Raw genomic sequence first — 12,456 nt, 5'->3', positions numbered from 1 at the left:
CCGATTTGATGCTTGTCTGTGGAGGTGCCCCGTGCTGGGTCCCGTGATTCTCGCCGCGTCGCGCAGCGACCGGATGCGACGCCTGATCTCGGCGGCCCCGGTGACCAAGCAGGTCGTCGACCGCTTCATCCCCGGCGAGACCGTGGCCGACATCGTGCCGATCATCAAGTACCTGACGGCCAGGGGCCTGGAGCTGACGATGGACGTCGTCGGCGAGGACATCACCACCCCCGAGCAGGCCACCGCCGCCCGGGACGCCTACCTGCTGCTGATCGATCACCTCAAGGACCTGCAGCTCGGCGAGCGGGTCGAGATGTCGGTCAAGCTGTCCATGTTCGGCCAGGCGCTCCCCGGTGGCCACGAGCTGGCCCTGGCGAACGTCCGCCCGGTCGTCGAGGCCGCCGCCGCCATCGGTACGACCGTCACGCTGGACGCCGAGGACCACACCACCCTCGACTCGATGTTCGCCATCCACGAGGAGCTGCGGAAGGACTTCCCGCAGACCGGCTGTGTCATCCAGGCCTACCTCTTCCGCACCGAGGCCGACGCCCGCCGCCTCGCCGCCGCCGGCAGCCGTGTCCGCCTGGTGAAGGGCGCCTACAAGGAGCCCGCCGAGGTCGCCTACCAGCAGAAGCACGAGATCGACAAGGCGTACGTCCGCATCCTGCGGATCCTGATGGAGGGCGAGGGGTACCCGATGATCGGGTCGCACGACCCGCGCCTGATCGCCATCGCCCAGGAGCTGGCCCACAAGGCCGGCCGCAAGCTGGACGAGTACGAGTTCCAGATGCTGTACGGCATCCGCGGCGACGAGCACCTGCGCCTGGCCGCCGAGGGCCACCGCATGCGCGTCTACACCGCGTACGGCACAGACTGGTACGGCTACTTCATGCGCCGTCTGGCGGAGAAGCCCGCGAACCTGCGCTTCTTCCTCCGCTCGATGGTCAGCAAGGGCTGAGTCCGAACACCCGCTCACGTACAAGGAGTCAAGGAACCTATGGACGCTGTGACCCAGGTCCCCACCCCGGTCAACGAGCCGGTGCACGGCTACGCCCCCGGCTCGCCCGAGCGTGTCCGGCTGGAGGCCAAGCTCAAGGAGCTGGCCGAGAACCCGATCGACCTGCCCATGACCATCGGCGGCGAGAGGCGGATGGGCGGCGGCGAGCCGTTCCAGGTGGTCCAGCCGCACAACCACAAGGCCGTCATCGGCACCGGCCGCCACGCCACCCAGCAGGACGCGAAGGACGCCATCGACGCGGCCCTCGCCGCCGCGCCGGCCTGGCGCGCCATGTCCTTCGACGACCGCGCCGCGATCATCCTGCGCGCCGCCGAGCTGCTGGCCGGCCCCTGGCGCGAGACGATCGCCGCCTCCACCATGCTCGGCCAGTCGAAGACCGCGCAGCAGGCGGAGATCGACAGCCCCTGTGAGCTGGTCGACTTCTGGCGGTTCAACGTCCACTACGCCCGCCAGATCCTCGCCGAGCAGCCCCCGGCGAACTCCCCGGGCGTGTGGAACCGTCTCGACCACCGTCCGCTGGAGGGCTTCGTCTACGCGATCACGCCCTTCAACTTCAGCGCCATCGCGGGCAACCTGCCGACGGCCCCCGCCCTCATGGGCAACGTCGTCGTCTGGAAGCCGTCCCCGACGCAGACCCACGCGGCCGTGCTGCTGATGCAGCTCCTGGAGGAGGCGGGCCTTCCCAAGGGCGTCATCAACCTGGTCACGGGTGACGGCATCGAGGTCTCCAAGGTCGCCCTGGTCCACCGTGACCTGGCCGGCATCCACTTCACCGGTTCGACCAAGACCTTCCAGTACCTGTGGAAGACGGTCGGCAACAACATCGAGAAGTACCGCTCGTACCCGCGTCTGGTCGGCGAGACCGGCGGCAAGGACTTCCTGGTCGCCCACCCGAGCGCGGACCGCGCGGTGCTGAAGACCGCCCTGACCCGCGGTGCCTTCGAGTACCAGGGCCAGAAGTGCAGCGCCACCTCCCGCGCCTACATCCCGGCGTCCATCTGGAACGCGGGCTTCAAGGAGGAGTTCGCCGCCGAGGTCGACTACCTCACCATGGGTGACGTCACCGACCTGTCGAACTTCATCGGCGCGGTGATCGACGAGCGTGCCTTCGCCAAGAACAAGGCCGCGATCGACCGTGCCAAGCAGGACCCGGCCTGCACCATCGTCGCGGGCGGCAGCTACGACGACTCGGTCGGCTACTTCGTCCGCCCGACCGTCGTCGAGTGCTCCGACCCGGAGAACGAGGTCTTCCGCACCGAGTACTTCGGCCCGTTCCTCGCCGTGCACGTCTACGAGGACGACAAGTACGACGAGATGCTGACCCAGATGGAGTCGGTGTCCGACTACGCCCTCACCGGTTCGGTCATCGCGGGCGACCGTGCCGCGGCGGCGTACACGATGGAGAAGCTCCGCTACGCGGCGGGCAACTTCTACATCAACGACAAGTCGACCGGCGCCGTCGTCGGCCAGCAGCCCTTCGGCGGCGGCCGTGCCTCCGGCACCAACGACAAGGCCGGCGCCCCGCAGAACCTGCTGCGCTGGACCCTGACCCGCGCCATCAAGGAGACCCTGGTGCCGCCGACCGACTACTCCTACCCGCACATGGGCTGATCCCCAGCCCCCCCTGAACACGGGCCGGCAAGCCTGACTCTGAGCAGGCTTGCCGGCCCGTTCCCATCCACGGACGGTCCTTCTCCACGGCACCCGTTCCAGCGGTCGGGTGAGACGATGGCGCCATGGTCATCCGAGTGCGTCTCGCCCACACCGCCGACCTCGAACCCGCCGAACTCGACGCCGCCCGCACCCTGTTGGACGAGGCGTTCGACGGTGGCTTCTCCGACGAGGACTGGAATCACGGGCTCGGCGGGATGCATGTGCTCGTCCAGGACGGGAGCGGGCTCGCCGCGCACGGGTCGGTGGTGATGCGGCGGATCCGGCACCGGGGGCGCTGGCTGCGCACCGGGTACGTCGAGGCCGTCGCCGTACGGCCGGACGCGCGGCGCACCGGGCTCGGCGGGCGGGTCATGGCCGAGGTGGAGCGGGTGATCGAACGGGCCTACGACCTCGGCGCGCTCTCCGCGAGCGAGGAGGGGGCCCCGCTGTACGCCGCCCGGGGCTGGCAGCAGTGGAGGGGGCGGGTGCACGCCCTCTCGCCGGACGGGATCGTGCGGCTGCCGGAGGAGGAGGGGGGCGTCTACGTACGGCCCGCGCTCGCCGGACCGCTGGACCCCGGCCGGGAGCTGGTCTTCGACTGGCGGGACGGGGACGTCACCTGACGCTGCGTCAGCCCGCCGCGCGCACCAGGACCTTGCCCGTGTTCCCGCCGCGCAGCATCAGCAGGAACGCCTCCACGATCCGCCCGAACCCGTCGACGACCGTCTCGTCCGCCGCCAGCGTCCCGCTGCGCAGATGCGGTACGGCGAAGTCGTACAGCTCCTCCTGTGCGTCCCGGTGGTCCTTCACCAGGAAGCCCTCGATCCGCAGGCTCTTCTCCACCACGTCCGCGTGGTCGAAGAGGACGGGCGGGGTATCGGGGGTGTTGTACTGGCTGATCGTGCCGACCCGCACCACCCGGCCCCGCCGGCGCAGCGCGCCGATCGCCGCGCCGAGCTGCTCGCCGCCGACGTTGTCCACGAAGACGTCGATGCCGGTGGGGGCGGCCCGGGCCAGCAGGCCGGCGGCCGGGGCCGTGCGGTAGTCGAAGGCGGCGTCGTAACCGACCTGTTCCGTCAGGTACTTCACCTTCTCCTCGGTGCCCGCGCTGCCGATCACCCGGCCGGCGCCGAGCAGCCGGGCGAAACGGCCGGCCGCCGTGCCGACCCCGCCCGCCGCGCCGGAGACGAACACGTCCTCGCCCTCGCGCAGCCGGGCGATCCGGGTCAGGGCGACGTACGCCGTCAGGCCCGTGCCGCCCAGCACGCTCAGATACGCCGACAGCGGCACGCCCGGGTGGTGCGGGAGCCGGCGGACCTCCTCGGGGCGCACCACCGAGTGCGTGCGCCAGCCCAGGCGGTGGAAGACGATCTCGCCCTCCGGCAGCTCCGGGGTGCGGGAGGCGGTGACCCGGCCCAGCGTGCGGCCCTCCAGCGGGGCGTGCAGCGCGAAGTCCCCGTCCATCATCTCGCGGTGGTACGGGTCCACGGACCACAGCAGGTTCTCCACCAGGGCGGTGCCGGGGGCCGGCTCGGGCACCGGGGACTCGGCGAAGCGGAAGTGGTCGGCCGTGGGGAAGCCGGTGGGGCGGGCGGTCTGCTGCACGGTGAGTGCGGTCTCGGTCATGGCAGGGGACGCTAGGCAGGAATGCGGGGCGCGGGCAGGGGGTTGGGCTCATGGAATGCGCCGATCCATGAAGCGGTCTCATGAACGCAGGTGGGAGCCCCGAATGACAGCGGTCGACCTTGCTCCGCAGGAGCTGAGGATCCTGGTCGCGGTGGCCGACGAGGGCGGGTTCTCCGCCGCGGCCGCCCGGCTCGGGGCCACCCAGTCCGCCGTCTCGCATGCCATGCGCGGCATCGAGCGGAAGCTCGGGGCCGTCCTCTTCGAGCGCGGGCGGTTCGGTGCCCGGCCGACGCCCGCGGGGGAGCGGGCGGCGGCCCATGCGCGGCGGGTGCTGCGCATGCTAAAGGCGCTGGCCGCCGACGTCCGCGGGGCGGACACCGGCGAACTCTCCGGGCCGCTGCGGATCGCCGCCTTCCGCAGCGCCGCCCTGCATCTGCTGCCGTCCGCCCTGGAACGGCTCGCCGCCCGGCACCCGGGCATCGAGGTGACCGTCACCGTGGTACGGGAACTGGGCGCCGGCACCGCGGGCGAGGTCGCCGCCGGGCGGGCCGACCTCGGGATCGCCACCCTGAGCGGGCCGCCGCCCGCCGGACTGGTCGGCGGGGCGCTGCTCGAGGAGCCGTACTCCCTGGTGCATCCGGCCGGGCACCCCGACCCGCGCACCCTGCCGCTCGTCGACTGGGCCGAGAACTGCGGTTCCTACACCCGCGCCTGGTGGGCCGCCCAGGACTGGATCCCGGCGGCGAGGGTCAACGCCGAGGACGACGGGGCGGTGCTGTCGATGGTGGGCAGCGGGCTCGGCATGGCGATCATGCCCGCGCTGTCCCTCACCGGGGCGCCGCCCGCCGTCGCGATCACCGACCTCGGGCCCGAACGGCCGTACCGCTCCGTCGGTTACGTCACCACCCCGGAGCTCGCCGCCACCGCCGCCGTACGAGCCATGATCCGCAGCCTGCGCTCCCTGGACGCACCCTCACCCGAACGCACGAAAGCCCAGCTCAGAGCGGTGTGAGGCGGTCCGCCGTCTCAGATAGTAGGAAGTCCGAGTAATTGTGCAGACAGAACCGGGCCGCTCCCTTAGCTTTGTAGGAGCCGAACGTCTCGCTCGATCAAGCGAACGGCGGTCGTGAGCCGGGCCCGGTGCAGGCAACCCCTGCGGCCCTGCGGCTCCCCGCCCCTTCCGGCGTCTCGCAATCTCTCATTGCCGTGCTCCGTGTTTGCCGAAGGAGTCGATTCCCATGGCCGAGACGACCGTCCGCCGCCGCGTCCGCCACGTGACCCGCGCGAGCGAGTCCGACCGCAAGAACGCCGCCGCCGCCCTCCAGCGCGCCCTCGACCGCCGCGACAACGGCGGCGAGACCGGCCACTGAGCTCTCGTCCGACGTCGTCCGGGCCGTTTCCGCCGTCCAAATGACGGACGGGCCGTGTCATCACCTGGGACGAGGAGTAGGGTGCCCGCATGTCTCGCAGCATCGATCTCGCAGTGATCCCCGGAGACGGCATCGGACAGGAAGTCGTGTCCGAGGGTCTCAAGGTCCTCTCCGCCGTCCTGCCCGAGGACGTGAAGCTGGAGACCAAGGAGTACGACTTCGGCGCCAAGCGCTACCACGCCACCGGTGAGACCCTCACCGACGCCGACCTCGACGCGCTGAAGCAGCACGACGCCATCCTGCTCGGCGCCATCGGCGACCCGTCGGTGCCGTCCGGTGTCCTGGAGCGCGGCTTCCTCCTCAAGCTCCGCTTCGCCTTCGACCACCACGTCAACCTGCGCCCGTCGAAACTCCTCCCGGGCGTCGCCACCCCGCTCGCCGGCCAGCCGGAGATCGACTTCGTCGTCGTCCGCGAGGGCACCGAGGGCCCGTACACGGGCAACGGCGGCACCATCCGCAAGGGCACCGAGCACGAGGTCGCCACCGAGGTCTCCGTCAACACCGCCTTCGGTGTCGAGCGCGTGGTCCGCGACGCCTTCGCCCGCGCCCAGGCCCGCCCGCGCAAGAAGCTCGCGCTGATCCACAAGAACAACGTGCTGACGTTCGCGGGTCACCTGTGGACCAACGTCTTCAACAAGGTGGCCGCGGAGTTCCCCGAGGTCACCACCGAGTACATGCACGTCGACGCGGCCACCATCTACCTGGTCACCCAGCCCGAGCGGTTCGACGTGATCGTCACCGACAACCTCTTCGGCGACATCATCACCGACCTCGCCGCGGCCGTCTCCGGCGGCATCGGCGTGGCCGCGAGCGGGAACATCAACCCCTCCCGCGAGTTCCCCTCGATGTTCGAGCCGGTCCACGGTTCCGCGCCCGACATCGCCGGGCAGGGCAAGGCCGACCCCACCGCCACGGTCCTGTCCGTCGCCCTGCTGCTGCGTCACCTCGGCTACGACAGCGAGGCCGACCGCATCGACGCGGCGGTCGCCGCGGACCTGACCGAGCGCGCCGCACTGGGTACCCGCAGCACTTCGCAGATCGGCGACGCGCTCGCCGCCCGAGTAGCCGGCTGACCCGGCGCTCACCCACGAGAAGCCGCCGGGTCGGACGACCACCCGGCGGCTTTCCCATGTCCCCGCCGGGTGCCACCATCGACCCCTGGGCCGCTTTCACCCCCATTCCTTCCGCCGCGGGCCCCGCGCGATAATCGGACGCGGAGCCGCGGCATGAGGGAAAGCTCGGACGTCCTAACACTGGCAGGTCACAGTGACGGGGCGTGAGCGCGGCCCGTCACGACAACCGGTGAAGGACACATCACTCATGACGACGCCCACGATCGAGCTCAAGCCCTCCGCCAGCCCCCTCGCCGCCGCAGAGCGCGAGGCGATCCTGGCCAACCCGGGGTTCGGCCGCCACTTCACCGACCACATGGTGACGATCAAGTGGACCGAGGGCCGCGGCTGGCACGACGCCCAGCTCGTCCCGTACGGCCCGATCTCCCTCGACCCCTCCACCCACGTCCTGCACTACGGCCAGGAGATCTTCGAGGGGCTGAAGGCCTACCGCCAGTCCGACGACTCGATCGCGCTGTTCCGCCCCGAGGCGAACGCCCGCCGCTTCCGCAACTCCGCGCGCCGCATGGCCATGGCCGAGCTGCCCGAGGAACTGTTCATCGCCGCGCTGGACGCGCTGCTCGCCCAGGACGCCGACTGGGTCCCGCCGCACGGCGGCGAGCAGTCGCTGTACCTGCGTCCGTTCATGTTCGCCACGGAGGCGGCGCTCGGCGTGCACCCGGCGAACGAGTACCTGTTCATGCTCATCGCCTCCCCGTCCGGCGCCTACTTCGCCGGTGGCGTCAAGCCGGTCACCATCTGGGTCTCGGAGGACCACGTCCGCGCCGTCCCCGGCGGCACCGGCGACGCCAAGACCGGCGGCAACTACGCCGCCTCGCTGCTGCCGCAGGCCGAGGCCGCCGCGCACGGCTGCGACCAGGTCGTCTACCTCGACGCGGTCACCCGCACCAAGGTCGAGGAGAGCGGCAGCATGAACGTCGCCTTCGTCTACGGCGACCGGATCGTCACCCCCGCCCTGACCGGCTCGATCCTGGAGGGCATCACCCGCGACTCCCTGCTCCAGGTCGCCCGTGACCTCGGCTACACCGCCGAGGAGGGCGTGGTCACCCTGGAGCAGTGGCGTGCGGACGCGGCCTCCGGTGCGCTCACCGAGGTCTTCGCCTGCGGCACCGCCGCCGTGGTCACGCCCATCGGTCACGTCAAGACCAGGACGGACGCCTGGACCCACGGCGACGGCACCCCCGGCCAGGTCACCCTCCGCCTGCGCGAGGCCCTCCTCGGCATCCAGCGCGGTGTGGCGGAGGACAAGCACGGCTGGATGCACAGGATCGGCTGAGGTCCGCTTCACCGGCCGTCCGACGCTTCACCGGCCGTCCGACGGGAGTGAATGGTGCGCGCGTTCGAGGCGTACCACCACTCCCGTCCGGGTATCCACCCCTTCCGCGGGGGAGCGTGCCCCCGCGCTCACGCATCCGGGGTGACACCCGACACGGGGGAGGGGCGCACGTGAACGCTTGGTCGCCGGTGCCACGGCTGCGCTGGTTACTGCGTGCGTTACGGACCCCGCGCCGCCCGCAGAGCCTCACCGCGCTGGCGGCTCTCACCGGCTGCGCCGGCCTGCTGCTGTGGACCGCGCACGGCATGGACGCCTACCAGCAGAACCTCGCCCTCAACCTCGGCACCGACCTCGTCGGCGTGGTCATCACCGTGTTCGTGATCGGCCCGCTGATCTCTCGCGCCCAGGAGGGCCGGGTGCGGGAGCACACCCGGCTGGACTACGAGTGGTTCGCCTCCCAGGTGCACGGCGCCACGGCCTGCGTGAAGGTGCTGGACACCTTCTCCAACCTGTTCGGGCCGCAGTTCTCCGAGCGTCTCTTCCGGGGGATCAAGGCGGCCACCGCGCACGGGGCGCGGGTGCAGATCCTGCTGCTGGACCCCGACTCGCTCGCCGTCATCCTGCGCGGCCGTGAACTGGGCGAGCAGAGCGATGACATCCGCCGCGACATCATGCGCAACCTGCGCACCCTGGACCACTTCGCGCGCCGCCTGGACGGCACCTCCCGCGCCCTGCTCGAGGTCCGCCTGTGCCAGACGTCCCCCGGTGTGACGCTCTACCGCTGGGACGAGCGCTGTCTCGTCTCCTTCCTCACGGTGGGCCGGCTCTCCGGCGAGGGCGTCCAGCTGGAGGTCGCCGTCCGCTCCCCGCTCGGCACCTTCGTGGAGCAGCGCTTCGACGAGCTGTGGGGGCAGAGCAAGCCGATGGAGCACTTCACCCGGCTGCCGCTCACCCTGGTCGACGCCTCCGACGGCCGCCGGGAGTTCCGCTGCCCGTTCGTGTCCGTCGAGGACCGCCTGTACGTCGCCGGGCCCGACCTGGTGTCGTACATGGCCCGGCACCGCCTCGACCAACTCTCCGCCTTCAGCGAGGTCTTGACCGTGCCGGGCGGGCACGAGCTGATCGTGGTCGACGACGAAAGTCCGCTGCACGCGCTCCTCATCCAGCACTTCGCGGAGAAGTACGATGCGTCGGCGGCCGCCTTCGTAGAGCTGCGACCGCCGGTCCTGGTCACGGAATAGCGGACCCGGCACAGAATAGAGGCCCTGGCACAGATGAGTTCAGCGCTCCACCCCGCTTTGCAGACGAGACCCCGGTATCGCGCCTTCACCCCTCGTGACCTGGACGGACTGCTGGACCGGGTGTCCCTGCCGCCCGCCGAGCGGCTCGCCCTGCGGGCCGTGTCGGCGGTCCTGCCCTTCCGCACGAACTCCTACGTGGTGGACGAACTGATCGACTGGTCGGTCGTCCCCGACGACCCCGTCTTCCGGCTGACCTTCCCGCAGAGCGGCATGCTTCCCGCGCACGACCTGCGCCGGATGGCGGACCTGCTCGCGCAGGACGCGGCCGCCGCCGAGGTCCGGCACGCCGCGCACGAGATCCGGATGCGGCTCAACCCGCACCCCTCCGGCCAGCTCGACGCGAACGTCCCCGTGCACGAGGGCCGCCGCCTGACGGGGCTTCAGCACAAGTACTCCGAGACGGTGCTGATCTTCCCGCGGCAGGGCCAGACCTGCCACGCCTACTGCACCTACTGCTTCCGCTGGCCGCAGTTCGTCGGCGAGTCCGAGCTGCGCATCGCCACCGACGACATCGCCGCCACCAGCGCCTACCTGCGTGCCCACCCCGAGGTGACCAGCACGCTCATCACCGGCGGCGACCCGCTGGTGATGAGCACCGAGGTGCTGCGCCGCTATGTGGAGCCGCTGCTCGCCATCGACACCGTCCGTTCGGTCCGGATCGGGACCAAGGCGCTCGCCTTCTGGCCGTACCGCTTCCTGACCGACCGGGACGCCGACGACCTGCTCCGGCTCTTCGAGAAGGTCGTCGCGAGCGGCCGCCACCTGGCGCTCATGGCCCACTTCACCCACCCGCGGGAACTGCGCCCGCCGGTGGTGCGGGAGGCGATGCGCCGGGTGCGGGACACCGGCGCCGTGATCCGCTGCCAGGGGCCGCTGGTCGCCGGGATCAACGACAGCGCCGAGGCGTGGGCGGAGCTGTGGGAGGAGACGACCGCGCTGGGGGCGGTGCCGTACTACCAGTTCGTGGAGCGGGACACCGGCCCGCAGGGCTACTTCGGGGTGCCTCTGGCCCGCGGCCACGCGATCTTCCGGGACGCCTACGCCCGGGTCTCGGGGCTCGCCCGCACGGTGCGCGGGCCGGTGATGTCGGCGATGCCGGGCAAGGTCTGCGTGGACGGCATCGCCGAGGTGGCGGGCGAGAAGGTCTTCGTCCTGCACCTCATCCAGGCCCGCGACCCCGAACTGGTGGACCGCCCGTTCTTCGCCGCGTACGACGAGGGCGCGACCTGGTTCACCGACCTGAAGCCGGCGTTCGGCGCCGAGCGGTTCCTGCCGGGTCTGGAGGTGGGGTGAATGTCCTCCTCGGCGCAGCCGACGGCCGCGGTGGCCGGTCTGGCGTTGACCGTGGCGGTTCTGCTGTCCCTCGTCGCCGCCCTGCTCGCCGTGATCGTCCGGACGAGCACGGCCGGCCGGCTCACCGACGCGCTTCCGGCTGCCGCGGTGGCCTTCTCCGCGACCATGGGGCTGAGCCTGGCCGGCCTTGCGGGTGTCGGGCTGCTGCGGAGCTAGGGCCGGCTCTCCGCGCCGACCGGCTCCTGCGCGGCCTCGACGCGGGCCGAGGCCTGCTGCCGGGGCGCCAGGACCAGGTAGATCAGGCCGCCGGCCGCGCCCGACAGCAGGAAGCTGCAGTCCACGCCGCCGGTGAGGTGCAGCAGCGGGCCCTGGTACGACGGCAGGGACACCGCCAGCAGACCGACCCCGGCGCCCAGGGCCCAGGAGACGGTCGCCCGGATGTTCCAGCCGGCCCGGTACCAGTAGATCCCGCCCTGCGAACGGCGGTTGAAGACCTGCAGGGCGTCGGCGTCGTAGACACCCCGGCAGCGGGCGAAGCCGATGAGGGTGATCACGGCCCACGGGGTGCCGATGGCGGTGAGGAGCAGGACGAAGGACGTCATCGCGGACTGCGCGTTCCAGGCGTAGTGGCCGACGAAGACGCAGGCCGTGGCGACGACCGCGACCGTGCAGGTGGCGCGGGCGCGGGAGGCCCGGGGCAGGATGGCGTCCAGGTCCAGGCCCATCGAGTACAGCATCAGACCGGCGTTGCCCACCGAGCCGGCCGAGGCGGACAGCAGCAGCGGGACCAGGTACCAGGTGGGCGAGGCCGCCACCAGCGGACCGGCGTAGTCGAGCGCCGCGTGGGCGCCGTACGCCGTGAACGTGCCGAACAGCTGCGGCACCAGCAGGCCCAGGGTCAGGCCCAGCCAGGTGGCCTTCAGGACGCGGCGACCGGAGTGCCGGGCGGGGGAGATGTAGCGGGTGTAGTCGCCGAGCAGGGTGATGAAGGCGATGGGACCGGACAGGCCGGCGGCCACGGCCGACAGCAACCAGGTCGGCCAGAAGGAGCCGAGCAGATAGCCGCCCGTCCCGGGCATGGCCGCGGTGGTGAAGTGCGGGGCGTAGGCGAGGACGCCGAGCAGCAGCAGGACCGTCATGCCGACGGACAGGACCTTGGACATCTTCAGCAGCACCCGGTAGCCGTACACCGCGCCCGCGACCGTGGCGCCGGCCAGCAGCGCGTAGACGACGGCGTACGACGCCCCGTCCGCGGGCAGCCCGAACATCCGGCCGAGCACGCCGATCATCACGTCGCCGCCGATCCACACCGTCAGCGCGGTGTACCCGAGGGCGAGCAGCAGGCCGACGACCGAGCCGACCAGACGGCCCCGGACGCCGAACTGGGCGCCGGAGGAGGTGGAGAGGTTGGTCGCGGTGCGCAGGGAGATCAGGGCCAGCGGCGCCGTCACCGCCGTACCGACGATCGTGCCCGCGACGATCGAGCTGACCGACGCCCACCAGCCGAGCCCGAACGACGGCGGCAGCCAGCCGAAGATGATCACCCCGAGACAGAGGTTGGAGCCGAGCAGGATCGAGACGAGGTCGCGCGGACCGCTGGTCCGCTCCTCGTCCGGGATGGTGTCGACTCCGCGCTGTTCTATCGGCATGGCTGGTCTCCTTCGACTCCCGCCGGTTCGGTTTGAGCGACGTTCAATGTCTGTGAAACAAAGCCAGCAGTCAATGC

General features: G+C 71.3%; 12 protein-coding genes. 10 read left to right on the top strand and 2 right to left on the bottom strand.

What is annotated here, in order from left to right; translation table 11 throughout:
• The first annotated feature begins 31 nt into the window (after window positions 1–31).
• From LMU33_RS35740 to LMU33_RS35730, 3 genes are all read left to right on the top strand, one after another.
• Window positions 32–958: a proline dehydrogenase family protein gene (locus LMU33_RS35740; protein WP_228625314.1), complete on the top strand. Its 927-nt coding sequence runs from the start codon at window positions 32–34 to the stop codon at window positions 956–958.
• A 39-nt stretch (window positions 959–997) separates the two neighbouring features.
• The gene (pruA, locus tag LMU33_RS35735) at window positions 998–2,629 is read left to right on the top strand and encodes an L-glutamate gamma-semialdehyde dehydrogenase (protein ID WP_228625312.1); all 1,632 of its coding nucleotides are present in this window, start codon (window positions 998–1,000) and stop codon (window positions 2,627–2,629) included.
• A gap of 125 nt (window positions 2,630–2,754) precedes the next feature.
• On the top strand, window positions 2,755–3,294 hold the full coding sequence (locus LMU33_RS35730) for a GNAT family N-acetyltransferase (protein WP_228625310.1): 540 nt from the start codon (window positions 2,755–2,757) through the stop codon (window positions 3,292–3,294).
• Window positions 3,295–3,301: 7 nt separating this feature from the next.
• Here LMU33_RS35730 and LMU33_RS35725 read toward each other — a convergent pair whose 3' ends face one another.
• On the bottom strand, window positions 3,302–4,297 hold the full coding sequence (locus tag LMU33_RS35725) for an MDR family NADP-dependent oxidoreductase (RefSeq protein ID WP_228625308.1): 996 nt from the start codon (window positions 4,295–4,297) through the stop codon (window positions 3,302–3,304).
• A gap of 103 nt (window positions 4,298–4,400) precedes the next feature.
• On the opposite strand from LMU33_RS35725, the gene LMU33_RS35720 reads away from it, so the two are divergent.
• The 7 genes from LMU33_RS35720 (at window position 4,401) to LMU33_RS35695 (ending at window position 10,946) form a co-directional block, all read left to right on the top strand.
• A complete protein-coding gene (locus LMU33_RS35720; protein ID WP_228625306.1) occupies window positions 4,401–5,309 on the top strand; it encodes a LysR family transcriptional regulator in 909 nt (302 codons plus the stop codon).
• Window positions 5,310–5,535: 226 nt separating this feature from the next.
• Window positions 5,536–5,667 carry a hypothetical protein gene (locus tag LMU33_RS41535; protein WP_283844273.1) on the top strand — a complete coding sequence of 44 codons (132 nt, stop codon included), beginning with the start codon at window positions 5,536–5,538 and terminating at the stop codon, window positions 5,665–5,667.
• 89 nt (window positions 5,668–5,756) lie between these two features.
• Window positions 5,757–6,800, top strand: coding sequence for a 3-isopropylmalate dehydrogenase (locus LMU33_RS35715; protein WP_228625303.1), 1,044 nt, complete (start codon window positions 5,757–5,759; stop codon window positions 6,798–6,800).
• A 247-nt stretch (window positions 6,801–7,047) separates the two neighbouring features.
• Window positions 7,048–8,136, top strand: a complete 1,089-nt coding sequence (locus LMU33_RS35710) for a branched-chain amino acid aminotransferase (protein ID WP_228625301.1) — start codon at window positions 7,048–7,050, stop codon at window positions 8,134–8,136.
• A 170-nt stretch (window positions 8,137–8,306) separates the two neighbouring features.
• A complete protein-coding gene (locus LMU33_RS35705) occupies window positions 8,307–9,377 on the top strand; it encodes a hypothetical protein (protein ID WP_228625299.1) in 1,071 nt (356 codons plus the stop codon).
• Window positions 9,378–9,410: 33 nt separating this feature from the next.
• Window positions 9,411–10,730: a KamA family radical SAM protein gene (locus tag LMU33_RS35700; protein WP_228625297.1), complete on the top strand. Its 1,320-nt coding sequence runs from the start codon at window positions 9,411–9,413 to the stop codon at window positions 10,728–10,730.
• Complete coding sequence (locus tag LMU33_RS35695) at window positions 10,731–10,946, top strand: hypothetical protein (RefSeq protein ID WP_228625295.1); 216 nt, start codon at window positions 10,731–10,733, stop codon at window positions 10,944–10,946.
• On the opposite strand, the gene LMU33_RS35690 is transcribed toward LMU33_RS35695, so the two are convergent.
• Complete coding sequence (locus LMU33_RS35690; protein ID WP_228625293.1) at window positions 10,943–12,379, bottom strand: cytosine permease; 1,437 nt, start codon at window positions 12,377–12,379, stop codon at window positions 10,943–10,945. The genes LMU33_RS35695 and LMU33_RS35690 overlap by 4 nt on opposite strands.
• Window positions 12,380–12,456: the final 77 nt, after the last annotated feature.

The organism is Streptomyces barringtoniae, assembly GCF_020819595.1.
GTDB classification, from domain to species: domain Bacteria; phylum Actinomycetota; class Actinomycetes; order Streptomycetales; family Streptomycetaceae; genus Streptomyces; species Streptomyces barringtoniae.
This window is presented reverse-complemented; position numbering and strand designations above follow the sequence as displayed.

Coding starts and splice junctions, on each gene's coding strand:
- LMU33_RS35720 (WP_228625306.1), top strand. CDS start 4,401: ATGACAGCGGTCGACCTTGCTCCGCAGGAGCTGAGGATCCTGGTCGCG.
- LMU33_RS35715 (WP_228625303.1), top strand. CDS start 5,757: ATGTCTCGCAGCATCGATCTCGCAGTGATCCCCGGAGACGGCATCGGA.
- pruA (WP_228625312.1), top strand. CDS start 998: ATGGACGCTGTGACCCAGGTCCCCACCCCGGTCAACGAGCCGGTGCAC.
- LMU33_RS35690 (WP_228625293.1), bottom strand. CDS start 12,379: ATGCCGATAGAACAGCGCGGAGTCGACACCATCCCGGACGAGGAGCGG.
- LMU33_RS41535 (WP_283844273.1), top strand. CDS start 5,536: ATGGCCGAGACGACCGTCCGCCGCCGCGTCCGCCACGTGACCCGCGCG.
- LMU33_RS35695 (WP_228625295.1), top strand. CDS start 10,731: ATGTCCTCCTCGGCGCAGCCGACGGCCGCGGTGGCCGGTCTGGCGTTG.
- LMU33_RS35730 (WP_228625310.1), top strand. CDS start 2,755: ATGGTCATCCGAGTGCGTCTCGCCCACACCGCCGACCTCGAACCCGCC.
- LMU33_RS35725 (WP_228625308.1), bottom strand. CDS start 4,297: ATGACCGAGACCGCACTCACCGTGCAGCAGACCGCCCGCCCCACCGGC.
- LMU33_RS35700 (WP_228625297.1), top strand. CDS start 9,411: ATGAGTTCAGCGCTCCACCCCGCTTTGCAGACGAGACCCCGGTATCGC.
- LMU33_RS35710 (WP_228625301.1), top strand. CDS start 7,048: ATGACGACGCCCACGATCGAGCTCAAGCCCTCCGCCAGCCCCCTCGCC.